21 protein-coding genes and 1 pseudogene are annotated in these 23352 nt (G+C 61.7%); 11 read left to right on the forward strand and 11 right to left on the reverse strand.

From position 1 onward, the window contains the following. Entirely contained in the window at nucleotides 1-1284 is a 1284-nt protein-coding gene (locus BLU35_RS30075; RefSeq protein WP_093235808.1) for an amino acid ABC transporter substrate-binding protein, read from the reverse strand. Between the two features lie 253 nt (nucleotides 1285-1537). Between BLU35_RS30075 and BLU35_RS30080 the strand changes: the two genes are divergently transcribed. Both BLU35_RS30080 and BLU35_RS30085 read left to right on the forward strand, forming a co-directional pair. After that, nucleotides 1538-2578 carry a LacI family DNA-binding transcriptional regulator gene (locus BLU35_RS30080; protein WP_058324441.1) on the forward strand — a complete coding sequence of 347 codons (1041 nt, stop codon included), beginning with the start codon at nucleotides 1538-1540 and terminating at the stop codon, nucleotides 2576-2578. Between the two features lie 202 nt (nucleotides 2579-2780). Continuing rightward, the gene (locus BLU35_RS30085; protein WP_093235809.1) at nucleotides 2781-3545 is read left to right on the forward strand and encodes an SDR family NAD(P)-dependent oxidoreductase; all 765 of its coding nucleotides are present in this window, start codon (nucleotides 2781-2783) and stop codon (nucleotides 3543-3545) included. Nucleotides 3546-3598: 53 nt separating this feature from the next. On the opposite strand, the pseudogene BLU35_RS36780 reads toward BLU35_RS30085, so the two are convergent. The 4 genes and pseudogenes from BLU35_RS36780 to BLU35_RS30100 all read right to left on the reverse strand — a co-directional run. Continuing rightward, nucleotides 3599-3712 (reverse strand): annotated as a pseudogene (locus BLU35_RS36780) (phosphoenolpyruvate carboxykinase domain-containing protein); the annotation flags it as partial. 115 nt (nucleotides 3713-3827) lie between these two features. Further along, entirely contained in the window at nucleotides 3828-5330 is a 1503-nt protein-coding gene (locus BLU35_RS30090; protein ID WP_093235811.1) for an aldehyde dehydrogenase family protein, read from the reverse strand. A gap of 111 nt (nucleotides 5331-5441) precedes the next feature. Continuing rightward, a complete protein-coding gene (locus BLU35_RS30095) occupies nucleotides 5442-6458 on the reverse strand; it encodes a helix-turn-helix transcriptional regulator (protein ID WP_176907498.1) in 1017 nt (338 codons plus the stop codon). A 138-nt stretch (nucleotides 6459-6596) separates the two neighbouring features. Beyond that, a complete protein-coding gene (locus BLU35_RS30100) occupies nucleotides 6597-7841 on the reverse strand; it encodes an acyl-CoA dehydrogenase family protein (RefSeq protein WP_093235813.1) in 1245 nt (414 codons plus the stop codon). A gap of 570 nt (nucleotides 7842-8411) precedes the next feature. On the opposite strand from BLU35_RS30100, the gene BLU35_RS35360 reads away from it, so the two are divergent. The 3 genes from BLU35_RS35360 to ppk2 all read left to right on the forward strand — a co-directional run bounded on the left by BLU35_RS35360 (nucleotide 8412) and on the right by ppk2 (nucleotide 11930). After that, entirely contained in the window at nucleotides 8412-8612 is a 201-nt protein-coding gene (locus BLU35_RS35360; protein ID WP_143033022.1) for a hypothetical protein, read from the forward strand. A 701-nt stretch (nucleotides 8613-9313) separates the two neighbouring features. Further along, nucleotides 9314-11110: a SulP family inorganic anion transporter gene (locus BLU35_RS30110; RefSeq protein ID WP_093235816.1), complete on the forward strand. Its 1797-nt coding sequence runs from the start codon at nucleotides 9314-9316 to the stop codon at nucleotides 11108-11110. Next, a complete protein-coding gene (gene ppk2, locus BLU35_RS30115; protein WP_093235817.1) occupies nucleotides 11079-11930 on the forward strand; it encodes a polyphosphate kinase 2 in 852 nt (283 codons plus the stop codon). The genes BLU35_RS30110 and ppk2 overlap by 32 nt, the downstream gene beginning before the upstream one ends. A 117-nt stretch (nucleotides 11931-12047) precedes the next feature. On the opposite strand, the gene BLU35_RS30120 is transcribed toward ppk2, so the two are convergent. The 4 genes from BLU35_RS30120 to BLU35_RS30135 all read right to left on the reverse strand — a co-directional run bounded on the left by BLU35_RS30120 (nucleotide 12048) and on the right by BLU35_RS30135 (nucleotide 16256). Further along, the gene (locus BLU35_RS30120) at nucleotides 12048-12518 is read right to left on the reverse strand and encodes a hypothetical protein (protein ID WP_057252140.1); all 471 of its coding nucleotides are present in this window, start codon (nucleotides 12516-12518) and stop codon (nucleotides 12048-12050) included. Nucleotides 12519-12848: 330 nt separating this feature from the next. Beyond that, nucleotides 12849-14729: a patatin-like phospholipase family protein gene (locus tag BLU35_RS30125; protein WP_093235818.1), complete on the reverse strand. Its 1881-nt coding sequence runs from the start codon at nucleotides 14727-14729 to the stop codon at nucleotides 12849-12851. A 435-nt stretch (nucleotides 14730-15164) separates the two neighbouring features. After that, entirely contained in the window at nucleotides 15165-15695 is a 531-nt protein-coding gene (locus BLU35_RS30130; RefSeq protein WP_058325177.1) for an MgtC/SapB family protein, read from the reverse strand. 114 nt (nucleotides 15696-15809) lie between these two features. Next, the gene (locus BLU35_RS30135) at nucleotides 15810-16256 is read right to left on the reverse strand and encodes a pseudoazurin (RefSeq protein ID WP_162765072.1); all 447 of its coding nucleotides are present in this window, start codon (nucleotides 16254-16256) and stop codon (nucleotides 15810-15812) included. Between the two features lie 151 nt (nucleotides 16257-16407). Here BLU35_RS30135 and BLU35_RS30140 point away from each other — a divergent pair, with 151 nt between their 5' ends. The 5 genes from BLU35_RS30140 (at nucleotide 16408) to BLU35_RS30160 (ending at nucleotide 19862) form a co-directional block, all read left to right on the forward strand. Then, a complete protein-coding gene (locus BLU35_RS30140; RefSeq protein ID WP_093235820.1) occupies nucleotides 16408-17064 on the forward strand; it encodes a MarR family winged helix-turn-helix transcriptional regulator in 657 nt (218 codons plus the stop codon). Nucleotides 17065-17275: 211 nt separating this feature from the next. Then, on the forward strand, nucleotides 17276-17824 hold the full coding sequence (locus tag BLU35_RS30145) for a carboxymuconolactone decarboxylase family protein (protein WP_093235821.1): 549 nt from the start codon (nucleotides 17276-17278) through the stop codon (nucleotides 17822-17824). Between the two features lie 48 nt (nucleotides 17825-17872). Continuing rightward, complete coding sequence (locus BLU35_RS30150; RefSeq protein WP_093235822.1) at nucleotides 17873-18436, forward strand: redoxin domain-containing protein; 564 nt, start codon at nucleotides 17873-17875, stop codon at nucleotides 18434-18436. Nucleotides 18437-18448: 12 nt separating this feature from the next. After that, entirely contained in the window at nucleotides 18449-19156 is a 708-nt protein-coding gene (locus BLU35_RS30155; protein WP_093235836.1) for a glutamine amidotransferase, read from the forward strand. Beyond that, on the forward strand, nucleotides 19149-19862 hold the full coding sequence (locus tag BLU35_RS30160; RefSeq protein ID WP_093235823.1) for an MOSC domain-containing protein: 714 nt from the start codon (nucleotides 19149-19151) through the stop codon (nucleotides 19860-19862). Before BLU35_RS30155 ends, BLU35_RS30160 begins: the two co-directional genes overlap by 8 nt. Here the strand turns inward: BLU35_RS30160 and BLU35_RS30165 are convergent. Both BLU35_RS30165 and ssuD read right to left on the reverse strand, forming a co-directional pair. Beyond that, a complete protein-coding gene (locus BLU35_RS30165) occupies nucleotides 19852-21312 on the reverse strand; it encodes an FAD/NAD(P)-binding protein (RefSeq protein ID WP_286161670.1) in 1461 nt (486 codons plus the stop codon). The two genes, BLU35_RS30160 and BLU35_RS30165, sit on opposite strands and share 11 nt — an antisense overlap. Nucleotides 21313-21332: 20 nt before the next feature. Next, nucleotides 21333-22514 carry an FMNH2-dependent alkanesulfonate monooxygenase gene (gene ssuD / locus BLU35_RS30170; protein ID WP_093235837.1) on the reverse strand — a complete coding sequence of 394 codons (1182 nt, stop codon included), beginning with the start codon at nucleotides 22512-22514 and terminating at the stop codon, nucleotides 21333-21335. Between the two features lie 186 nt (nucleotides 22515-22700). Between ssuD and BLU35_RS30175 the strand changes: the two genes are divergently transcribed. After that, nucleotides 22701-23249, forward strand: a complete 549-nt coding sequence (locus BLU35_RS30175; protein ID WP_093235825.1) for a flavin reductase family protein — start codon at nucleotides 22701-22703, stop codon at nucleotides 23247-23249. Nucleotides 23250-23352 lie beyond the last annotated feature (103 nt).

A 23352-nucleotide genomic window follows, 5' to 3' on the forward strand; every position in this document is an offset into this window, starting at 1 on the left:
TCAGAAACCGGACTTGGGATAGCGGAAGGGCACGATGCCCTCGAACTGACCGGTCGGGTAAACGAAGGTCAGCTTGCCGTCCTGCCACTGCGTCATGATGTGCGCCTTGTCGACGGGTAGGCCGAGATCGTCCCAGCTGAAATTACCGAGAACCGTCTGAACCGGCTGCTCCTTTGTGCGGGCGTGCAGCCATTCGCCCATCTTGGCGTTATCCGTGGTGCCGGCCCCGACGATCGCCTGCTCGATGCCCTGGCAGACGGCGAAGGGAATGGCGCTGTCCTCATCCGGCTCGACGCCGTATTCGACTTCGAATGCCTTCACGAAATCCGCATTGTCGAACGGCTTTCCGGCGAGCGTGCTCTTGAAGGGAACATCCTTGTGCCAGGTTGTGTGGATGACGACACCATCGGCCGCATCCTTGCCGACACCCTCGATGAATTCCGTCTGCGCGCCCTGGCTGAGATAGACGAGCTTCGCTGATGCACCGACGGTCTTCAGAGCGCGCATGAGCTGGACCGCTTCTTCCGCCGAAGCTGTCAGCCCGACGATCATCTCCGCGCCGGAGCGCTTGATCGAATTTGCAAGGTTCAGCCAGTCATTGAACCCTTCTTCGGGCCACTTTTCCTCCATCACTACTTCGATACCGGCTTCCTTGAAGTATCCGGGAGCAAGGTCGGCGATTTCCTTGTCATTCGCGGGATCGATCACCTTTTGGCCGAGGAGACCGGTGGCGATCGCGTTGGCGAAGAAGTCGTCCGCGTGGACAACTGCGACAGTTTTCGGCGCATCTGCCGGGTCCTTGACCTCCTTCAGGAGGCCGATCACGTCCTTGCCGGTGTATTCGGCGGCATTGACCTGGAAGTAGAAGAGGTTCTTGTAGCCCTGCGCATAAATCCGGAGCGCCCCGCCCGAGGGAACCGGGTGAACCATGTTGTACTTGGACAGAACGTTGCCGACCGGAAAGGTCAGGCGGCTCGAGAAGGTGCCGTAGACGGCATCGACCTTGTCGACATTGATGAAGCGTTCGTACTGGTTGATGGCCGTTGCCGGATCAGAGCGATTGTCGCTAACAATCAATTCCACCTGCTTGCCGAGAACACCGCCCGCTTCGTTGATGAGCTTGTTGCAGAGCTCGTAGCCCCGCTTGTGCTTCTCGCCGCTGACCGAAAGGCCACCGGTAATCGGCAGCGACGCTCCGATCCGTATTGTTTCCGCAGCGCTAGCAACGGTGCTTGCTGAAAGCACACTGATGGTTGCTGCCGCGATCAGCCGATTGATTCCCATTTCTTCTCCTCCCAGAGGTTTTGCGCGCAATCGTTTGCATACGAGTAAAAGACAAATCGCCCAGCTCCGCCGGACGCCACCCACGCCTTGTGTTCGATCGACGGCAGGGCAGCTCCTCAACTCCTTGCCGCAAATTGGATGTGCAAACGATTGCACGTTCGCGATTATGCGTAGCGTTTGCGCTTTGTCAAGCGCCCATGCGAACGATTGCAAAACTCCTGGCAAGATTTTAAATGGAGGAGCGAGGTGATACATGCAAAAGAAACGAACCACCCTGAAGGACATCGCGCGCGCGACCGGCGTTCACGTGTCGACCGTGTCGCGCGCGCTTGACCCCGCTGAGCGAAAGAGCATCACGCCGGAAGTCGTGGCAAAGATCCAGGCGGCGGCGGAACGGTTGGACTATCGCCCCAATCGCATTGCCTTCGGCCTCCGCACCAACAGGACGATGACGGTCGGCGTGGTCATCCCCGACATCACCAACCCCATCTTCCCGCCGATCCTGCGCGGAATCGAAAGCGTTCTGGAACCGCTCGGATATGCGTCGATCATCGTCAACACCGATAGCGAACGCGAGCGCGAAATTCGTCTTCTCGAAGTGCTCAGGGATCGTGGTGTCGACGGCCTCATTCACGCGGCGGTGCTCAGAAGCGATCCCTCAATTGCCAAAGCCGCCCAGGATGGTCTCTCGGTGGTGACGCTGAACAGACGTGTGGAACGTTCGAACATCCCCTACGTCATCAATGACGAAGACATGGGCATCTGCGAGATGCTGCGCCACCTGACGAAGCTCGGCCACCGGCGAATCGCGCATCTTGCCGGACCGCAGGATCTCTCGACCGGCCAGCTGCGCCTCGCGGCGTTTCGCAGCGCCGCCGAGAGAATGTCGATCGACTTCGATCCGGAACTCATCGTTACCGCGATACGCTTCGACGAAGACGAAGGCGCCCGCTGCACGCGTGACCTGCTTGCCTCCGGGCACGATTTCACGGCCGTGCTCTGCGCAAACGACCGCCTGGCGCTCGGGTGCATCGACGTTCTGCGGGAGAATGGCCTCGATTGCCCATCGGACATTTCCGTCAGCGGTTTCAACGACATGCCATTCCTCCATCTGGCGCGCCCACGGCTGACAACTGTCAGGATCCAGCAATACGATGCCGGCATCACCGCCGCGTCGATCCTGCTGCGCCTGATGAATTCCGGCGCCGACGACGATATCCCCTTGGAGACCGTGTTGCCGGTGGAACTCATGGAGCGCGACAGCACAGGGCCGGTAGCTGCGCGAAGGCGCTGACAATCGTTCCCCGCCGAATGATCGTGCGCCGGTCGCCAACAGTGTCGGATTTCAAGCCCGAATCGTAGAAACCGTGTCTTCGAAATGCAATCGATTGCCTGTTGTTTCGTGCAATCGATTGCCCTAAGTTCGCATCGATCATCGTCTAATGCGGGCGGGTTCCCGTCGACTGCGAAGACAGCGCGTTAAGAGGGAGGAACTTATGGCGTATCCGCGGTCCTTGGTTGGAAAGACAGTTCTCCTTATCGGCGGGAACGGTGCGATCGGAGCCGCGACAGGCCGCCTGTTTGCGGAGGCAGGCGCAACGGTTCTCATTACCCATACGCCGAGCGAACAGAGCGTCTTGAGCGCGGATGCGGCGCTTTCTTCCTTTGCAAACGCGGCACGCCACGCGCGCTACGCCGTCGACATCACGGATTCCAGCGCCCTTAGCGGCCTCGCCAGCACCATCGAACAGAAATTCGGCCGGCTCGACATCCTCGTCAATGCGGCCGGTTTCACCAAGCCAATCGCCCATCGGGATCTCGATGCACTGACCGACGAACTGATCGACGAGATCTTCAAGGTAAATTGGCGAAGCCAGTTCGCAGCCATCCGGGCCTTCGCCCCTCTGTTGAAAAAGTCCGGCGATGGGCTCGTCGTCTCCATCTCGTCGATCGCAGCCTTCACCGGCATAGGGTCGAATATCGCCTATTGCGCAGCTAAGGCTGGTATCGACGTCATGACCAAGGCCCTCGCCCGCGTACTGGCGCCGGAGGTCAGGGTGCTTGCCGTTTCTCCCGGCGTCGTCGACACGCAATTCGTTTCCGGGCGGGATTCGGGCTTCAATGAGAAGGTCGCGGCCTCGACCCCGCTCGCCCGTATCGGCGAGGTCGACGATATTGCCGCAGCCATCCTGGCCTGTGCGTCGTTGCTCGGTTTTTCCACCGGCCATATCATCCAGGTAGATGGCGGTCGCGCGCTCTGACGCAGCAGCAACATCCGCGCGACGCACCGGTCGTGCGGCGGCCCTGCACGACCGGCGTGAGGCGTCCAGTCGAGACCGTGCCAATCGATCAGCACCGGCGGCGGCACATCCGTCACGCCCCACCAGATATCTCCAGACATGAGCGCGCAATTGGTAAAGATGGTATCGCGCGCGAGCGCGACTGCCGGGGATTTCGCCGCGCAAGACGCGACGCTCTCACCTCCAGGATCGGTAGGTGTTCACACGGAGACGAAAGCCGAAGACGCGGCTCCGTCGGAGAGCTCAGTCCCTCGGCGGCCAGATCGGAATGGTGCCTCTGCCCGACGGGAACCGCACATTCTTGGAGCGCGTAAACTCCCGCAGAGTTTCCGCAGCGTTTTCCCGTCCAAAGCCGCTTCCCTTCTGGCCGCCGAAGGGTGAGCCGAGGAAAGCGCGGCGCATGTAGTTGTTGATGAAGATCATGCCGGCTTCGAGCCGGGCCGCAATCCTGCCGGCATGGGCTTCGTCGGTCGTGCAGATTGCCGCCGTCAGGCCGTACTCGCTGTCATTGGCGATGCGGATTGCTTCTTCTTCGGTTGAAAAACGCATGATGCTGGCGATCGGGCCGAACATCTCTTCGCGCGCCGCGGTCATGTCGGGTGTCACGTCGGCAAGGACCGTGGGGGCGACCCAGTAGCCGCCTTTCAGGCGATCCTCGGTCGGCAATTTGCCTTGGGTCACCAAGCGGGCCCCCTCCTTCAGCGCGATATCGAGATAGGCCAGCACCTTGTCACGGTGCTTCGCATCGACCATGGCCCCGATATCTGTCGCGGGATCAAGGCCGTCACCGACGACCAGCTTCTCGGTCGCACGTGCAAAACGCTCGAGGAACTCGTCATGGAGCGCATCGTGCACGAGTATGCGTGACGTCGACGTGCATGCCTCGCCCTGGTTGTAGAACATGCCCTCGAGCGCGACATCGATCGCAACATCGAGATCGGCATCGGGAAGCACGATCAGCGCGTTTTTTCCGCCAAGTTCCATCGTCGCATAGGTGAGGTTCTGGGCGGCCGACTGAAGCACGCGCCGTCCCGTCATCGTCGAACCGGTGAAGGTGATGCGCTCGACCAGCGGATGGGAGGCAAGCGCCGCACCGGACGGCAATCCAGCGACCGCGTTCAGGACGCCGGGCGGCAAGATCTCGTTGGCAAGTTCGACGAGGCGAAGGACGGTCAACGGCGCCTGTTCACCGGGCTTGATGACAACGGTATTGCCCGCGGCGAGCGCCGGCGCGCACTTCTTGGAGAAATGGATCGGCGGCCAGTTGAAGGGCAGGATCGCTGCAACCACGCCATAGGGCTCGTAGCTGATGCGCGCCTCGATCGGCCCCTGGTCCAGGATCTCTCCGTGTATCGTATCGGCAAGGCCGCTGAAGTAGTCGAAGCAAGCGTGGCAGAACGAGAGGTCGAATCGCAGGGCATCGCGACGCGGCTTGCCCACTTCGCGCGCCTCGATCTCGGCAAGTTCGTCCACGTGCTTGCGGATGTGAGCGGCGACCTCGCGCAGGATCTGGCCGCGCTCACGTGGGGAACGATCACGCCACGCCTGGAAGGCGTCGCGCGCGCCTCTGACCGCACGGTCGACGTCGGCCTCAGAAGCATTGGTCACATGCGCGATGGTCGCGCCGGTTGCCGGCTCTTCGACGCTGAATGTGGTGGCGCTGCCATCATCCAGAAATTGCCCGCCCACGAACAGGCCGGACACTCTGAGCGGCGCATGCGCCTGCTCCTCGACATTTTTAAGCATTGCTACTCCTCCCATGTTGCAATCAACCGCAAATGCCGGACCGGACTTCGATCAGGCGCTCCTGTCTCCGATGGACAATCCGTTGTTCGGCATCGTTTCCGCTGACCCCGTCTAGCTCCTGCCCCTTTGCCGGAGGCACGTGGCCTGCGCGGTGGGGCCGCGCCGGGATGTCGCGGGCACAGTCAGGTCACCCAACCTTTTCGCCCGATAGGCCGTTGGCGTCATTCCGACCGATTTTCGAAAAGCCCGCAGGAAGTACTTCTCGTCGTTGTACCCAACGGCATAGGCGATCTGGCCGATCGGTTCGTCGGTCAGCGCCAGGCGCTCGCGCGCATCATCGATGCGTATTTCGCGAATGAGCGCATTGAAGCTGGTGCCCGTATGCTGCCGCAGGAGCGCGCAGAGGCGGCTACGGGAAAGCCTGGCATAGGCGGCCGCCTGATCGAGTGTCGGCGAGCGAAGGTAGTTCTCCGCGATAAAGTCGGAAATCCTGCGCATATGCCCGCTGTCGCGGCCGATCTTCGGCAGAACCGGCGACAATTCGTCGAAGCGCTCCTCGTAGGCCCGGCAAACCCTGCCGAGTATGAGCGTCAGCTCTGCGCGAATGATCTCTCCGGCACAGATCCGGTCCGCAGAATGTTCGAGGATCATCGCGCGGCAGGCCTCTTCCACGCGCGCCGATTGCGCCTCATCCAGGTTGAAGTCGACATGCCCCTGCCAGGCGAAAGGCGTGAGTTCGGGCGCTATCCGCACGAGTTCGGAAATCGGATAGGAACGCGTGATCCCGGGCCGAAGGAAATCAAGGTCGAAATAGATCACTACGCATCGTGACGCCCTGCGGAAGCGCGTCTGATGCGGGGTCATCGGCGCGATGAAATAGATCGAGCCCGGCTGCGGCTTGTAGGATTTGAGACCGATGCGCGCCGTCGGCGCCTCGCTCAGGTAGTAGATGATCTGGAAGTAATCGTGCTTGTGCGCCGGGTAGAGCCTTTGGGTGTTCTCGACCAGACGGATGTGGAAACGGGGCGCATCGGCCCGTTCCAGCGCATAGGAGCGGAAGGGCGCCGGCAGGTTATCATCCACATCCTGATCGGGATCACCGTCCGGCTGTCTGCCTATTCTCGTCATTTTTCTTCCCCCTTGCCACTGCGCCGATGCCACCCGCATCACGTCGCGCTCTCGAGCGTTCCTTTCAATTCGGGAACCGCCTCGAAGAGATCGGCAACAAGACCATCGCTCCCGAGCCCGCCTCTCCTCCGTCGGGCCCTAGTTTTCGGGGCCTGCGTATTTGCCGGCGGTCGCCGGAAACATGGCCTTGATGATCTTCATCCGGCTGACATCGACGGTTGCGTCCATGTGCAAGAAGATGGCAGCGTCGCGGAACAGCTTCTCGATGCCGAACTCCAGCATCGCGCCGTTGCCGCCATGCAGCTCCAGCGCATGGGTCGCGACCTTCATGATTTCCTCCGAGGCGTAGACCTTGGCCATGTTGCAGAGAACATCCATGTCCGGATGACCCTCATCGACCGCCTTGGAAGCCCTTTCGATCAGTGCGCGCACCGCCTCGATCCGGGTCGCCATGTCGGCAAGCCGCAGGGCCACGGCCTGGTGCTTTATGAGGATGCGACCGCCCTGCACATAGTTCTGGACATAGTCGGCGGTGCGTTCGAAACAGGCGACTCCGACGCCGAGGTTCTTTGCCGCCTGGATGATCTTGCCCGCACGGAAATACTGCCCGGCGCTTCCGAGCGCCGTGTTCTGGACGAGAAGATGATCCGCCGGCACGCGGCAGTCCTCGAACACCAGTTCGCCGTTGTTCATGAAGCGGCAGCCCATGGTTTCGTTGCACTTCGTCACCGTGAGGCCGGGCGTGTCGCGCGGCACGAGGAAACTCGATGTTCCCTGCAGCATGCCGACGGAGGAGTCCGTATTCGCGTAGACCACGTAGAGGCTCGCGTCGAAGCCGTTCGAAATGAACTGCTTACGGCCGTTGATCACCCAGTGCCCGTCCTTGAGCACGGCTTTCGTGTGCATCGCCGCCTCTGGCACGTTGTAAGGGAGCCAGCGATCCGAAGCCCCGCGCGGCTCGGTGAGGCAGTGCGCAAGCAGAAACTGCGGATCTGCCAAGAGGCGCGGGAACCACTTGTCCTGCAAATGTTTCGGTGCGAACTCGCGCAGGAGGATCGAGACCTTCCAGTTCTGCACGAGCTTGTCGGCAAGGCCGGAATCACCACGCGCGATTTGCTCCGAAATCAGCGCGAAGGTCCTGACCTCCGTCTCGCGCTCGAGGTCCACGCCACCATAGGCTTCCGGAACGCCGAGCGTGCGGATGCCGATCGTTTCGGCTCCCTCGAGGATCGAGCGCGGCAGTCGCTCGCCCGGGCTCATGTCCCATTCGCGCTGCCAGTTCGATCGAATGAAAGGCGTCACTGCGTCGTCGACGAACGCGCGGCAACTGTCGCGCATCAATCGCTGCTCCTGGGACAGTGAGCCGTCATCGGCGTGGATCATTTCTCGCTCCCTTGGTTCTTCTGGCGGGTTCCTCTTCCTGCCCTCAGATCCGTAGCGTGCTGCCTCGGTGCCGGTGAGGTTCTACCGTGCTCTTTTGGTGGACTATCGTCCATTTCGACGTGGATTTTATGTGCGGCACCGGAAGCAATTGGGTCTTGCTCTTCGTCTCAACTGCCTCAGGCCCTGGCGACGGAATTGTTCTGCGCCCGCAGAAATTCTTGTCCTCTTTATGAGACGTTGTGGTCTGACTTCGGTCCAAGGTCGCCGACCTTGCCTTGCTCGACAACCCTCCATGACCATGCCGGTGGACGAGATCGACACGATCAGCTCCCTTCTGACCTGCCCAGCGGCAAGGGCGTGCACCACGCAGGCGTCGTCAAGGTGGCCCGAACTCTTCGGAGCCGAGAACGATGTGAATGCTGTCGGCGTGGCAGACTTCCACATGTGGCTATCCGCGGAGCGTAACTTGGCCAGTTCCCTAACCCCATTTACGCATTTGTCTAATCCTTGACGGCTGCGTGCACTGTGAGACGCTATGACTTCACGGTTGTAATGCGTAGGGGGTATCCAGTGAAATTCTCAAAGGCCAAGAAGAAACATCCCGGAAAGATGCACAAAACAGTTGGTGCGATCGGTCGTTACGACGAAGGCTTCGTCAGCGGCGGACGCGCCACCCCCGGTTTCTCCTACCGGGGAAGATGGCTCAACGAAGGATGCCCGGGCACCTTCGAGACATGGCTGGTCAACAAAGGCGTCATGCCCAAGGTTTAACAGCGACGCCCGGACGGCATTTCCATGGACTGCGCCGTTCGGTGCGGTGCGCCATCTTGCGCCTCAGTTGCGCGCAGCGCTCTGTCACGGAAGCCTTGCAATCCGGCGACACCCGCGTTGCGGAACGCCCTTCGCTGGCAGGAAATCTCGCCGGCACGCTCAAGCGCTATGTTGAGTTTTGCGCCGGACGAGCAGCCTTTCCAGCGCTTCGACCAAGGCAGGAATTCGCGTCGGATCGTCCAGATATGCGACTTCGAGCAGGCCTGCAACGACCGCGGGATCATCCGTCGGCAGCTGCGTTGAAGCGAAAACGAGACGGACCGGGTTCGCGGAGTTAACATGAGCATTCGGGATGGAAGGACGGGATACGTGAAGGGATAGAGCCCGCCCTCACCGCCCTTCAGGAGTCCTGCGGCGCGGGCGCGCGCGTCCAATTAAGGCGACCTGGGCTTCGGGTGTCCGGCGTAGGCGCATCTGCGGACGTGCGGTCTCAAGCCGCTCCGCGGTGAGATCAGGATCAGGCACACGTTGTGGAGGCTTTCACTGAGCGGACGCTGCAACTTTTGCGCATCGTGCGTGGCCAGGCAAAACGAAAAGTTTTGCATCTCTAATATTCGCAATGCTATGGTCCATTCGTTTGGCCCTCTTGTTCGGCGCGGAACCGTTGCCGGCTGGAGGAGGCATAGTCCGGGGGCCCGAGCATGGCATTTACTCTGCCTCGCCTGCCTTTGCTCGCGAACCTGGAAGGTTACCGCGTCGGATGGCTACGCAATGACATCTCCGCCGGACTTGCAATTGCCGCCGTTGGCCTTCCCAGCGCCATCGCCTACCCGGCCATAGCCGGACTGCCCGCCGAAACCGGCCTCTATGCCAGCATCACGCCGCTCATCGCCTATGCGCTCTTCGGCCCGTCGCGCCAACTCATCGTTGGTCCGGACGCTGCCACGATGACCGTGTTGGCAGCGGTTCTGACAACGGTATTCGCTACATCCGGCGCGACGGTCGACCGCGTGACAGCAGCCGCGCTGCTGGCGCTGATCGTCGGCATCCTATGCCTGATTGCGCGCCTTGTACGGCTCGGGGTGCTGGCGACCTTTCTGTCACGCCCGATCCTGACCGGCTTCTTCGCCGGCATCTCGCTGTCGATCCTGGTTGGGCAGATCAAGCGCTTTACCGGCGTCAACATCGAGTCCGATGGCTTGGTATCACCTGTGCTCGAACTCCTGCGGCAAGCCGGTTCAATCCATTTGCCCACGCTGGCGTTCGCCTTGGCCTGTTTTGCACTCTTGCAAGTGGCCCGCATCTATCGCTCGCCCATACCTGGACCGGTAATAGTCGTTTTTTTGGCTGTGCTGCTTTCCTTTCTCTTTGACTTCGAGGGACGCGGAATGGCGGTCGTCGGCGACATACCGCAAGGGCTGCCGTCGCTCATCCTGCCGCGCATCGGGAACCTGCCGATTGATGCTTTGCTGACCGGCGGAGCCGCCATCTTCCTCGTCAGCTTCGGCTCCGGTGTCATTGCCGCGCGTAGTTTCGCAACGCTCGGCGGCTACCGCGTCGATCCGAACCGTGAACTTACGGGCTTCGGTGCGGCAAACTTCGCCGCCGGGCTGTTCGGCACGTTTCCGGTCACGGCTTCGGATTCCCGCACCGCCGTCAACTTTGCCGTCGGCGGTCGTTCACAAATCGCAAGCCTGGTCGCGGCCGCGACCCTCATGGCGGTGCTCGTGTTTCTGGGCAGCGTTCTGCGCATCCTGCCGATCGCGGCGTTGGGTGCGATTCTCGCGGCAACCGCACTCAGTTTGATCGACCTCGAAGGCCTCAGGCGCATATGGCGCGTCAACCGGATCGAGTTCGTTTTCGCCCTGATCGCCTTGTGGGGACCGATCGGCCTCGGCGTCTTGAACGGCGTGGTCATCGCCATTGCCGCAACGCTGATCTATCTGCTGCTGCAGGCCATGTATCCGCACGACGCCCTGCTCGGCAGGATTCCTGGTCGGGACGGCTTCTATAAGCTGCATCGCGCACCGGACGCACGTCCTGTGCCGGGCTTCGGCGCCTGCATGATCCAGGACAGCCTGCTTTTCTACAATGCGGACTATGTGCGGGAGCGCCTGACGGCCATTGCCGACGAATTGCCGCCGCCGGCCCATTGGCTGGTCATCGATGCCAGTGCGATTCCCCAGATCGACAGCACCGCCGCCGAGATGCTTGGAGAACTGGCCGACGAACTGAAGGCGCGCGACATTGGGCTCGGCCTGGCGGAATTGCACACGGATGCCCGCGCCCTCCTCGACCGGGCCGGCATCATCGAAAGAATTGGGCCGAGCATGATCTTCGAGGGCATGGAGGACGCGCTCGACGCTTACGGGGCGCGGTACGGAGAAGGCGCGGCCGCGGACGGAGAAATCGCTGTGAACCCCAACGCCGTGAAACCAGCGCACAGTATCGAAACGGGAGGGAACGATGGGAAAGCACGAAGGCAAGAAAAAGAATAAGGACAAGAACGGCCCTGACAAGGCTGCCGTAGCTGCGGTATCAGAGGAGCGACCATCCGGCGGCTACGCCAAGGAGATCGCCCGACTGCAGGAGGAGATCGCACACCTGCAGGCCTGGGTGAAAAAGACCGGCGCCCGGATCGTCATCGTCTTCGAAGGACGCGATGCCGCTGGCAAGGGCGGCGTGATCAAGCGGCTTACCGAGCGCGTCAGCCCCCGTGTCTTCCGGGTCACGGCCCTGCCCGCCCCCACGGAGCGGGAAAAATCCCAGATCTACATGCAACGCTACATTCAACACCTGCCGGCGGCCGGCGAAGTCGTGATTTTCGACCGGTCCTGGTACAACCGCCCGGGCGTGGAACGCGTCATGGGCTTCTGCTCGGATGACAGCGCGCGGCGTTTCCTCGAACTCGCACCGCGCTTCGAAGCGGCAATGGTCGAAAGCGGCATCGTCCTGCTGAAATACTTCCTCGATGTCAGCGAAAAGGAACAGGAGCGCCGGTTCCGCCAGCGCATCGCCGACCCGCTGCGCCAGTGGAAGCTCAGCCCCATGGATGTCGAATCCTATCAGCGCTGGTGGGACTACACCCGGGCCTATAACGAGATGATCCGCATGACGGACACGGAGTATGCGCCTTGGTGGATCGTACCGTCAGACGACAAGAAGCGGGCGCGGATCAATTGCATCTCGCATATTCTCGCCTCGATCCCCTATGAGCGCGTGAAGTTTTCCGAACCGGACCTCGGCAAGCGCCAGAAGCGACCGGCCGGCTTCGCAGACGACGATCACGTTCGCAGAACCGTACCTGACGTCCTCTAAGGCTGATAAGCCCGCGCCTTCTGGCGCGGGCTTACAGAAACGGTTGAGCGTTCCCTGATAGTAGGAATGCGGAACCACCGATGCCGGCGCGTCATTCGACACCGGGTAAGGTCGCGCCTAGGCCTTGTCCGGAGCCCAGTTCAGGAAGAACCCGACATCGCCGGGCACACCGCCCGGAAAGTTGATGATCATCGCCTTCAGCTTATAGCCCTGCGGCTTGCCGTATGTCTGATAGCGATCGAAAAATTCCTTCGCCTTGCCCTGCAGGGTCTGCGGCCAGTCACGGTCAGCGCTGTTGATGGCGCGTCCGCTATCCGTGCAAAGCTCGGAGGGGAAGCTATAGACCAACGCCTCGAATTTACCGGCCTTGACGGCGTTTGTGACAAGGCGGCGGACTATACCAATTTCCTCTTCCGTCACATGTTCTTTGAGAAAATCAGCGGCAAAGTCGGCATGCTTCTGTTCTTCGAGGGCTTTCAGCCGCCGCTCCTTGTCCATCTCCTCCATTTCGCGCTGGAGCATCTGCTTTCTCAGATCCTGGGCGCTTAAGGGTTTTGCGGTCGGGTCTAGATCTTTTTTCTCAGGCATCGTGTCGATCCACTTCAAGCAAATGGGAACACTGTGGCGGGGCACACGCTTGCCGTGCGCCGTATGCCAAAGACGTCCCGCAGGTACATCCAAGGGAACCCGATCGGCATACCAATCCGGGGACGAAGCATTTTCGAATTCGAGCCGCTGCCTGTACGAGGGCTCTCTATTTATTGATCTTTCTCACCACCAAACGGAATAGCAGATGCGGGCTAATCCCCCACAAGGCTATCCTAAAATACTACAACCGCAAGAGGACGGTGACAATTCGGAATGAGCGATGATATTCACCCGGAACTCCGGGGACAATCACGTTTCACCGCCGCATTTTCAACCACCAAATACGCCCCTGCTACCAATTGTCTGCGACAGCTCGTGCCCAGACGGAATGCCAAGTATCTGTAGGAGCTTCGGGTCGCTCTCGCTGAGGCGGTCCTCGATCCATCGTTTCGTCCAGTCGTAAGCTTCGACGTAGAGCTCGGAATGCCGGCTCCAGTCCATGAACCCGATTGCGCTCGAAATTGGCGGGGAGACGAGCAGGTCGCGTTCACCGAGCATGACTTCTTCCGGCCTGTGTGCCAGCACGCTCGCCGTAATCACCTGAATCACGCTCGGGACCTTCGGCAGATTGGCACGACCGAAGGGTGTGAGCATCCGCACCGCCAGTTCGGACGCTCCCGGGATGCTGTCATAGTCGATATGATGTTTCCGTGGTCCGTCGGACCCCAGGCTCGCGACCACATTGGGGCCGGTTTTGAGTTCTTTCATCTGCTCCAGCGGCAGATTGTTCATGATGGCGCCATCGACAAGCATATCGCCTTCGGCCGTAAAGAACGGCGGCAGGACGCCGGGGATCGAGCCTGACGCCCTGACAGCCTGCCAAAGTTTTCCCCGGCGATGGACATGCGCCTGCCGGCTGCTGAGATTGGTCGATAGAGCGAAGAACGGAAGCCAGAGGTCCTCGATCAGAACGTCGCCATATTCCGCGTGCAGCGTGCGGTCGAGCACCTTATGATCGAGCAGCGCATATTGCGGCAAGGTGAGGCGACGAAACGCGCGGCTCTTGACGAAGATGAGGTGTGTTCCCCGATCGATGGCGTCGGCGTGCAATCCACTGGCGAAGCCAGCCATGATAGCGGCTCCGGAACTGGTGCCGCCAAGATAGTCGAAGGACGCACCCGCCTCGACGAATGCCTTGTAGACACCGATATGCGCGCAGCCAAGCGAGCCCCCGCCGGCGGCGACAAAGCCCCTGGCCTCACCTGAGAGGAAACGGGCCAGACGTTCGACATCCAACCGATCTTCCAGCGAAACGTGGTGATGCTGGCGAACGCCGGGCCGTGCGTCGAGCCAGGCGGCGGTTCCGGAAACCGTTGCCGCGCGCGTCCGGTGAACGAGCACGAGCCGAAGGTTGGACGGCGTATGGACCGAGAGCGCCAACGCCTCGCAGGGGCTGAGGCCCGGCGGGTCTGATGCATCGGCAAACAGCAGGACGTTGTCGGCCTGGCGGATGCACACACGCGTCCACTCGCTTGGCTCGTCATCGGCGACATAAACGATGATATCCGCCTTGATCTCGAGATGGTTCAGCCAGTCGAGCACCGGCTGATCGTCGATCGGAAGCTTGGCGAAGCGGTCTTCGAGAACTCTTCGGGTCAGGAACACGGCCCGCTTGTCCGCAGCAAATGCGGTGCGGAGCTGTGCGATGAAATCAGGGGAAATACGACTGCGGCCCGCAGGAACGATCGCCAGCGTCCGGAGCCTGCAGGGCTGCTTGGTCTGCGCCGCCGCTGGAGACTGCATGGCGAACCGGCGCGCGAGAAACGTCGTCACCGACTGGCGCAGGCTGGGCAACGTCTTGGCAGCCCTCTCGAACTGGTCGTCGCGAATCTCGAGTACTATGGAATCACGCGCTGCAATCACGGTGGCAATGCGGGGCAGCGCGGCAAAGAAGCCGACCTCACCGACAAGCTCGCCCTGGCCGATCTCGGCGACGGGCTGGGCAGCTCCCTCGCGGTGCACCGTGAAGCGGCCCGACAGAACGACGAAGAAGCGGTCCGAGCGGTCTCCCTCACGAACGAGAACTTCGCCGCGGCGCAAGATTCTGCGATCGGAGTTGGCGGCCAGAGCCTCCAAAGCGGACAAAGACGTCTGGTCGAACAACAGCGTCGCCGATAGCAATTTAGCAGCAAAGGAACCGGTAGAGTCCATCGAACCTTCCTAGTTGCAGCGTCTGTCGACTTTAGCGGTTCCGACAGGAATTGCCGAACAGATTTGGTGCGATCCGCCATCGACCAGGAGCGCGGTGTGCTCAAACCGTCGACGAGCGGCGCTGTTTGTTCGGCTATCGTCCCACCAATTAGATGAGATAAATCGCGCAATATCTTGTTTTCATAGGTATATTCTATTTAGCGGAGAGACCGATCGCTGCCATGCGGACGAGAAGCAGTACGCTTCCAGCCCGCCAGAATCTTTCCCTGCACAACGCTCTGCCGGTCTGAGATTTCACGAGATTGAGCTGGGAAAGAGATCCCGTATAGCAAGCAATAATAAATATAAAAATCAAAATAGTAGCGTCGTTAACTCATGCAAATTGATAACTTTTTAGATGGCCGGGCGCTCGATCATATCACGTGAGGGTCAACCCTAACGCCTGGCGTGGGTATTGCTTGCCTCGTCCTGTGGTTCGACGTCCGGCTTTTGGTGGGGCATGGCCCGCGCCTCGATGGAGCCGATGACGAAGAGGACAGAGAAAGCGGAGGCAACCGCAAGGCCACCGACGACCCATTGACCGAAGCCCACCGCAAGACCGATGGCCCCCGCGAGCCAGAGGCTGGCGCCGGTCGTTATCCCCTGAACTTCACCCCTGGAAAGCACGATGGTGCCGGCGGCGAGAAAGGCGACGCCCGCCGTCACCGCTTCCACAACCCGCAACGGATCGAGGCGGACGCGATCGTCGAAGAAACCTCCGAGACGGACGCTTTCGAGCGAGATGATGCCGAAGGTGCAGGCGGCAAGGCAGACGAGCATATGGGTCTTGAGCCCCGCCGGCCGCGCCTTTGCCTCGCGCTCGAAGCCGATGACGGCACCTAAAAACAGCGCACCGAGGATGCGCGCAAATATGACGGGATAGGGAATCTGTGAAGGCGGGAACAATTCGGCGGTGATCTGATCCATGCGGAACCAACGCGAAGCCTTCGCATTGGTTCCGCATGATGGCGTCGCGCCTCACCCAGTGCGCGGTCGCCAGGAGCGGCCTGTCCCCACCCCGCTCCGAAGCGTAGCCGGATTTTAGTTTCCGAGCGCCGCCAGGGCGGCATCCAGGCGCTCCTGCGCCTTCTTCGGGTTCTTGGCAGCCTTCACGGCGTCAAGGTTGGCAGGAGCGTCGCCGACCTGGACAACGCCGACCATGCCCATGCCGTAGTGCGGGGTGCATTTGACGGCGTAGACCCCGGGAGCGGTGAAAGTCACCTTGTAGTTTTCATTGATCTTGCTTTTGAAAACCTCGGCGCCATCCGGGATCATGCCCTTGATGGATTCGACATTGTGCCCCTTGTCGGTCGGGATGAAGGTGACCGTGTCACCGGGCGCAACTTTCAGCGATGCCGGCTCGAACACCATCGCACCGTCCTTGCCCTTGTTCAGCATGTGCACTTCGAAGTCTGCAGCGGCTGCAGGTGCTGCGACAAGCATTGCCGCGATGGCGATACCCAATCCGCTCTTGATTGCATTCAACATCGTCTTCTCCATTTGAGCGACCAGCCCGTGCTCGGGTTGTTCGAACAGAGAAATAGGCCCGCGATCCCCCCTCTACTTTGATGCGCGTCAAATTCGCGGCGCTTTTCCAGCGCTCATTGACAATAAATAGGATTCCTATACAAATGACGGCATGAGCAACGAACCTGGTAATACACCCACCTTGGTCGACCGGATTGGTGACGGGCTATCGCGCGTGGCAACGGCCATGCGCAGCGAGGCTTGGACGACCGCCGAGGCGATCGGCCTCAATCCGACGCAATTGCAAATACTCACCTTTCTCGTCGCCCGCGACCGAAGCGGTATGCGCGTCAAGCAGATCGCCGCCTATCTCGGCGTCAGCCAGCCGACCACGACGGATTCGGTCAACGCGCTCCTGCGCAAGGGGCTCGTCGAGAAACGGGCCGACCCCAACGACGCGCGGGCCCTTTCAGTCGCGGCGACGCTGCAGGGCGAGGCCGCGGTTCGCCAGGCCGGTCAACTGGCATCGGCCACGGAAGACGCCATCGCGAGCCTCTCCAAGCTTGAGCAGCAGGACCTGCTGATGCACCTCGTCAGGATCATCCGCCGCCTGCAGTCGGCTGGCGCCATTCCGGAACAGCGCATGTGCGTCAACTGCCGCTACTTCCGCCCCCATGTCTACGACGATCCGAAGGCACCGCACCATTGCGCCTTCGTCGATGCCGCATTCGGGCCGGCGGAGTTACGCGTTGACTGCGGTGAATTTGAAAGCGCCGACGATGCGGACCGGGACGCTGCCTGGCGGGTTTTCAACCGCGGCGCGGCCTGAAATGAGAATGAAAGGAAACACACGCGCCGGCAGCCGAGCCCGGCGCAAGACCGAGCGAGCGGCCATGCTCTCGCCACCAGCTTCAACATCGGAGCCCGCGAGCACCGTTCTCAGTACCGCGAGCGGGTGCCGATGATGTCGGCGCCGGTCCGACGACTGCCATCGGCGGACCGGCAATTTTCTCCCTCCACGCAAATAGAAAGAGAAAACCATGAGCAGAATTAATCTAGTTGACCCCAATTCGGCAACCGGCGCCAGTGGCGAGTTGCTTGGCGAGATCCGCTCCGCCTTCGGCATCGCCCCCAACATGTTCCGGGCGGTCGCCAACTCGCCGCCTGCCCTTGCCAGCATGTGGGGTTCTTTCGGCGCGCTCGGAAACGGCCGTCTCGGCGCCAAGCTCGGCGAGCAGATCGCCGTTGCCGTCGCCGATCGCAACGATTGCCACTATTGCCTGGCCGCCCATACCACGCTTGGCCGAAAGGCCGGGGCGACCGCGGAAGAAATGGCGAGTGCGCAACGGGGCAAGTCGTCCGACCCGAAGACGGCGGCGGCGTTGACCTTCGCCCAAAAACTCGTCGAAGCACGCGGCCAGATCACTGATGCCGACGTGCGGGCGATGCGTGATGCCGGTTACGACGATCAGGATGTCGTCGAGATCATCGCCCATGTCGCGCTCAATCTCTTCACGAACTACATCAACGTCGCGCTTGCCGTACCGGTCGATTTCCCCGGTGTGAAGCTCGTTCGCGAAGCGGCCTGACAAGGCGGCCGGACGGCAGCGCCCGTCCGGCCATCTCCGGAGATGACAATGAACAGCAACTATCGGATCGCCGCCCCGGAACTCGCCGTTTCGACCTGGTTCAATACGCCTGCGCCTTTCAGCCTCGAAGGGCTGCGCGGACGGGTCGTTTTCCTCCATGCCTTTCAGATGCTCTGCCCCGCCTGTGTTTCGCACGGGCTGCCGCAGACGCAGCGGGTCCAGACCATCTTTCGCGAGACCGACCTGCAGGTCATCGGCCTGCATTCGGTATTCGAGCATCACGCGGTCATGACGCCGGACGCGCTCAAGGCCTTCATTCACGAATACCGGCTGACCTTCCCGATCGCCGTCGATCAGCCATCGGATGACGGGCCGATCCCGAAGACGATGGAGCGCTACGGTATGCGCGGCACGCCAACTGCGATCATCATCGGCCGTGACGGTCACGTTGAACACCATCACTTCGGGATCGAAGACGACATGGTCATCGGCGCGCGCCTCGCCACGCTGCTCGCTACCCCGATCCCGGACTTCTCTGCCGCTGGTCCGGAAGCGCTCGGGTGCACGAGCGACGGCTGCACGGTCCCCAACACGCATGATGGACGCCGCTAGAGGAGACGGATGATGACTGCAAGGAAGGCCGTCGCCGTGCGGCATGTGCATTTCGAAGACCTTGGCACCTTTGCGGATCCGCTGCATGCGGCGGGGTTTGCCATCGAGTATCGAGATGTCGGCGATGCAGACTATCTTTCGTTCGATCCGATCGAGCCGGATCTTCTCGTCGTGCTCGGCGGCCCGATCGGCGTCTATGAGGAGGCGGCCTACCCCTTCGTCGCAAAAGAGATCGCGATGCTGCAAGCGCGTCTTTCCGCAGATCGGCCAACGCTTGGCATTTGCCTGGGTGCGCAACTGATCGCTCGGGCGCTCGGCGCTAGCGTCTATTCGTCCGGTATCAAGGAGATCGGTTTCTCACCGCTGAGCCTCTCTGCTTCAGGCCTCGCCTCACCTCTCCGTCATCTCGCCGACGTTTCCGTGTTGCACTGGCATGGCGATACCTATGACCTGCCGCCCGGCGCTGACTTGCTGGCGTCGACGCCGCAGATCGCACAGCAGGCCTTCATGCGCGGGCGCAAGATCCTCGGCCTGCAGTTTCATCCTGAGGCTGAGACGGGGGCTGCCTTCGAACGCTGGCTGGTCGGCCATGCCTGCGAACTTGCGGCGGCAGGATTGAGCGTGCCGGATCTTCGTGCCGATGCCCAGCGCTTCGGCCCCAGTCTGGAGCGCGCCGCCGCAGCGATGATTGGCGATTGGCTGGAGCAGATCGATGATTGATCGGCAGCCGATCTCCCTCGACGCCTTGCTCGTCGGCAGCCTCGCGCCGATCGACGATCGGGGGACGCTGAGCGGCATCGACAAACATCCGCTCGACGGCGCCGTTGAGCTCTGTGTCACCGGCTTTTCCGGCGATCATCAGGGCGATCTCAAAAGGCACGGCGGTGTCGACAAGGCGGTGCATCACTACCCGCGGGATCATTATCGGGCCTGGACGGACGAGATCGGCTCCATACCGCTGTTAAAACAGCCGGGCGCCTTCGGCGAAAATCTCTCGACCCTGGGGCTGACGGAGGGCGATGTCGCGGTCGGAGATCGGTTTCGCCTCGGCGGCGCCCTTCTGGAAGTGAGCCAGGGCCGGCAGCCCTGCTGGAAATTGAACAGCCGCTTCGACTTGCCCGACATGGCGCGGCGCCTTCAGCAATCCGGCCGCACCGGCTGGTACTATCGCGTCATCGAAGCCGGACTGGTTTCGGCCGGCGACCGAATGCACCTCGTCGAGCGCCGTCATCCCGAGTGGACGATCGCCCGGCTCTGGCACTTTCTCTACGTCGATACGCTCAATCGCCATGCGCTTGAAGAGATCGCCAATCTTGCCATTCTTCCATCCAGCTGGCGGGACTATGCGACCAAGCGCCTGCAGACGCGCACGGTCGAGGACTGGTCGCTGCGCCTCGATGGTGAAACCACGCCGGTCAACGGCTAGCGGCGCCGCGAACGGTCGTTACCGGCCTTCGCTGGATTTTTGCCACGGAAGCGACACGTCGGCCGCTTCGCTCAGGCTTCAGCAGCATGCCTGCAATCTCTTCGGCGACGAAAATCGCTTGATCGTTGACCTGTGGCAGGCCCATGAGCTCCCCGAAGGTACCGCGCGCCAGCGGTCCGGCAACGATGAGCGATGGCTCAGCCGTGCCGTTCACCCCGATCGCGCGGCTTGCCTCGTCGCAGGCGAGCCCCAAGCCCACGTCATCCAGACGTAGCCATCCCTGTGAAGCAAGGTCTGCAAGCCAGGCCTGACTCGAGAGAATGCCGGTATGAGCCGGGCCGGTCGTCACCACACAGGCATCGAACAGCAGGCGCTCCCGGTGACCGGTGTGTCGGTGACGGATATCGACGGCGATGACATGACCGCGTCTCTCCACCTCCTCGATCGAAGCGCCGAGGATTCGGAGCCGCCCTTGCTCCAGCCCATGCAGGATCGTTCCATCGATCTGCGGCGCCACGCGAAAACGGTGAACGTCCCAGAAGGGACGCAGATGGCGCACGAGGCGGCGGCGCTCCGCCACCGGCAGCGCCCGCCAGATCTGGCCACCCTGGCTGCGAAGCGCGTCGAAAACCCCATGCCAGCTCGTGCCGATATCGGCCGCGTCCTGCACGGCACGTCGGACGCGCTTCAGTAATTCGAGCGCGGTTCGCACCGGGTCGCTGGTGAAATCGCCGAACGGCTCTTGGGGCACTCCGGCATGGCCGCGTGACCGCAAGCCCCGGCGTGAAAGGGCGACGACCGGCCCGCGATGATCTGCGAGCCCCAGCGAGGCAATCACGTCGGCTGCCGTCAGCCCGTTTCCGACGACAAGGACGTGATCATCGGCGCGGATGCAGGCCAGGGCACCTGCGACCGTGGAATCCGCCACATAGCGCGGGTGGCCGTCAAGCGCCTGATCCAGGCGCCGCGGGGCACAGGGCGCCGGATGGGTGGTGGCGATAACGACGATATCGGCCAGCAGTTCGGTGCCGGCTGAACTGCTCAGCCGCCAACGATCCCCGTGACGATCGATATGCGCGACACGTTCGCGCCGATGCTCGACCTTTCCACTTTTCAGGAACGGCGCGACGAACTCGCAGACGTAGCGACCAAAGACCGCTCGGCGCGGATAGAGATTGCCATCGACCGCCAGAGCCTCGGGATCGCCGCGCGGTTCACCTTTTGCCGCCATCCAGTTGAGGAAATCGTCGGGATCATCGGGGATCAGACTCATGCGCGCGGCCGGCACATTGATACGGTGCGCAGGATTGTCCGTGTCATAGGCGAGGCCCGCGCCGAGGCGCGCCCGCGGCTCGAAGACGATGATGGTCGCGCCGTCGCTTGCTACGTTCCGCGCGAGATTTGCAGCAACCGCCGCCCCGGTGAAGCCGCCGCCGACGATTGCGATCACGGTTCGGCGCGCCGGTCCTGTCACGATTGGGAAACCTTCAGTTTCGGACGATGATCGCCGGCAATCGTCTCGCCAAACGGCCCGGTGTTGATCGACGCTTCGCGGGCCGGAACCGCATGGGCAAGCGGCAGGTTCGGCAGCACCAGTTCACCGAAACGATAGGCCTCCTCCAGATGCGGATAGCCGGACAGGATGAAACTATCGATACCCGCCTGGCGGTATTCCTCCATGCGAGCCTTCACCTGGTCGGGGTCGCCGACAAGGGCCGTGCCCGCGCCGCCGCGCACCAATCCGACCCCGGCCCAGAGGTTCGGAGCGACTTCAAGTTTGTCCCGTCGGCCGCCATGCAGGCGGCTCATGCGGCTCTGACCAACCGAATCCATACGCTCGAACACCTTCTGTGCGGCGGCGATCGTGTCGTCATCGACATATTGTATCAGTTCGTCGGCCGCCTGCCATGCCTCCTTGGCGGTTTCGCGCACGATCACATGAAGGCGGATGCCGAAGGTCACGTCCCTGCCCTCGGCGTCGGCGAGCGCACGAACTTCGGCAATCTTCCTGGCAACGTCTTCGACAGGCTCTCCCCAGGTCAGGTACTTGTCGATCGTGCGCGCCGCCACTTCCTGGCCCTTGCCTGAGGAGCCGCCGAAATAGAGCGGCGGATGCGGCTTCTGCACCGGCTGGAACAGGAGCTTCCCGCCCTCGATATCGAAGTGGTTTCCCTTGAAATCGACTTCTTCGCCGCAAAGCACGGCTTTGTAAATGTTGAGGAATTCCTCAGTCACCTCGTAGCGCTCCGTGTGCGAGAGGTGGATACCGTCGCCCTTGTTTTCGATCGGGTCGCCGCCGGTGACTACGTTGATCAGAAGCCGCCCATTCGAGAGCCGGTCGAGCGTCGCCGTCATGCGCGCCGCCAGCGTCGGTGATAGAAGCCCTGGCCGCACCGCAATCAGAAACCGCAGTTTTTCCGTGAGCGGCGCCAGCGCCGAGGCAACGACCCAGCTGTCTTCGCAGCTGCGGCCCGTCGGAATGAGAACGCCGTAATAGCCGAGCGAGTCGGCCGCCTGTGCCACCTGCTTCAGATAGTTGATATCGATATTGCGGCCGCCACGTGTGGTGCCGAGATAGCGGCTGTCGCCGTGGGTCGGCAGAAACCAGAGAACATTGATCTTTTCGGGGATTTTTACGGGCGCAGTGTTCATCGGCAAATGCCTCCTCGCAAGCTCGTTTTCGGCAGCCATGATCGCCTTGCCGATTATAAAAAACATAAACTCTATAAAATTTATTGACAATCAAAAATCAGGCTATCATTTTTGTCGCGAGGAAAAATTTTTCTCGTATCGCCGGTTTGCGATCGGGAATTAGGCGAAATTTTCGAGGGACTGGCCATGACGATCGCGCTCGCCGCATCTCCAGCATTCGACGCAAGTATTCCAACCAGCAACGGCTACGAACCGATCACGGCGCCCGCCCTCAAGGCGGCGATGCGCAATTTCTCAGGGGGCGTCTCCGTGATCACTGCCGGCATCGGGGACGACCGGACGGGTGCCACCGTCACCTCGGCGACGGCGCTGTCGGTGGACCCGCCGACCATGATCGTCAATATCAACCGGATGTCTTCGACCTGGCCGATCATCCAGCGCTACCGGCATTTCTGCGTCAACGTCCTCTCGCGAGAGCACCAGAGGGTGGCGGAGCGCTTCTCCGGCCTTGACGGAGCCAAGGGCCCTGCCCGCTATGAGGGAGCCGACTGGGTTCGGCTGGCAAGCGGCGCGTCGGCATTGAGCGGCGCGTTGGCCGCGATCGACTGCGAGGTCGAGGAAATCATCGAGCGCCACAGCCACGCCATCATCCTCGGCCGGGTCGTGGCGATCAGCGCGGGCTCCGGCGAGCCGATCGTCTACCACAACGGCCGCTACGGCGGCCTTGATCTCTAGCTTCGCCGCGGGACCCCGGCAGGCGCACGAAGCTGCGCCGAAACGCTCAATTTTGGAATGGGAGCAGTGCGGTTCAGAGAAATACGGAAAGAATTATCTATAT

This window comes from Sinorhizobium sp. NFACC03 (assembly GCF_900103435.1).
Lineage (GTDB): Bacteria > Pseudomonadota > Alphaproteobacteria > Rhizobiales > Rhizobiaceae > Ensifer.

Excerpts from the sequence above, each read along its gene's own strand:
- BLU35_RS30075 (WP_093235808.1), bottom strand. The coding sequence starts at position 1,284 with ATGGGAATCAATCGGCTGATCGCGGCAGCAACCATCAGTGTGCTTTCA.
- BLU35_RS30080 (WP_058324441.1), top strand. The coding sequence starts at position 1,538 with ATGCAAAAGAAACGAACCACCCTGAAGGACATCGCGCGCGCGACCGGC.
- BLU35_RS30085 (WP_093235809.1), top strand. The coding sequence starts at position 2,781 with ATGGCGTATCCGCGGTCCTTGGTTGGAAAGACAGTTCTCCTTATCGGC.
- BLU35_RS30090 (WP_093235811.1), bottom strand. The coding sequence starts at position 5,330 with ATGCTTAAAAATGTCGAGGAGCAGGCGCATGCGCCGCTCAGAGTGTCC.
- BLU35_RS30095 (WP_176907498.1), bottom strand. The coding sequence starts at position 6,458 with ATGACGAGAATAGGCAGACAGCCGGACGGTGATCCCGATCAGGATGTG.
- BLU35_RS30100 (WP_093235813.1), bottom strand. The coding sequence starts at position 7,841 with ATGATCCACGCCGATGACGGCTCACTGTCCCAGGAGCAGCGATTGATG.
- BLU35_RS30110 (WP_093235816.1), top strand. The coding sequence starts at position 9,314 with ATGGCATTTACTCTGCCTCGCCTGCCTTTGCTCGCGAACCTGGAAGGT.
- ppk2 (WP_093235817.1), top strand. The coding sequence starts at position 11,079 with ATGGGAAAGCACGAAGGCAAGAAAAAGAATAAGGACAAGAACGGCCCT.
- BLU35_RS30120 (WP_057252140.1), bottom strand. The coding sequence starts at position 12,518 with ATGCCTGAGAAAAAAGATCTAGACCCGACCGCAAAACCCTTAAGCGCC.
- BLU35_RS30125 (WP_093235818.1), bottom strand. The coding sequence starts at position 14,729 with ATGGACTCTACCGGTTCCTTTGCTGCTAAATTGCTATCGGCGACGCTG.
- BLU35_RS30130 (WP_058325177.1), bottom strand. The coding sequence starts at position 15,695 with ATGGATCAGATCACCGCCGAATTGTTCCCGCCTTCACAGATTCCCTAT.
- BLU35_RS30135 (WP_162765072.1), bottom strand. The coding sequence starts at position 16,256 with ATGTTGAATGCAATCAAGAGCGGATTGGGTATCGCCATCGCGGCAATG.
- BLU35_RS30140 (WP_093235820.1), top strand. The coding sequence starts at position 16,408 with ATGAGCAACGAACCTGGTAATACACCCACCTTGGTCGACCGGATTGGT.
- BLU35_RS30145 (WP_093235821.1), top strand. The coding sequence starts at position 17,276 with ATGAGCAGAATTAATCTAGTTGACCCCAATTCGGCAACCGGCGCCAGT.
- BLU35_RS30150 (WP_093235822.1), top strand. The coding sequence starts at position 17,873 with ATGAACAGCAACTATCGGATCGCCGCCCCGGAACTCGCCGTTTCGACC.
- BLU35_RS30155 (WP_093235836.1), top strand. The coding sequence starts at position 18,449 with ATGACTGCAAGGAAGGCCGTCGCCGTGCGGCATGTGCATTTCGAAGAC.
- BLU35_RS30160 (WP_093235823.1), top strand. The coding sequence starts at position 19,149 with ATGATTGATCGGCAGCCGATCTCCCTCGACGCCTTGCTCGTCGGCAGC.
- ssuD (WP_093235837.1), bottom strand. The coding sequence starts at position 22,514 with ATGAACACTGCGCCCGTAAAAATCCCCGAAAAGATCAATGTTCTCTGG.
- BLU35_RS30175 (WP_093235825.1), top strand. The coding sequence starts at position 22,701 with ATGACGATCGCGCTCGCCGCATCTCCAGCATTCGACGCAAGTATTCCA.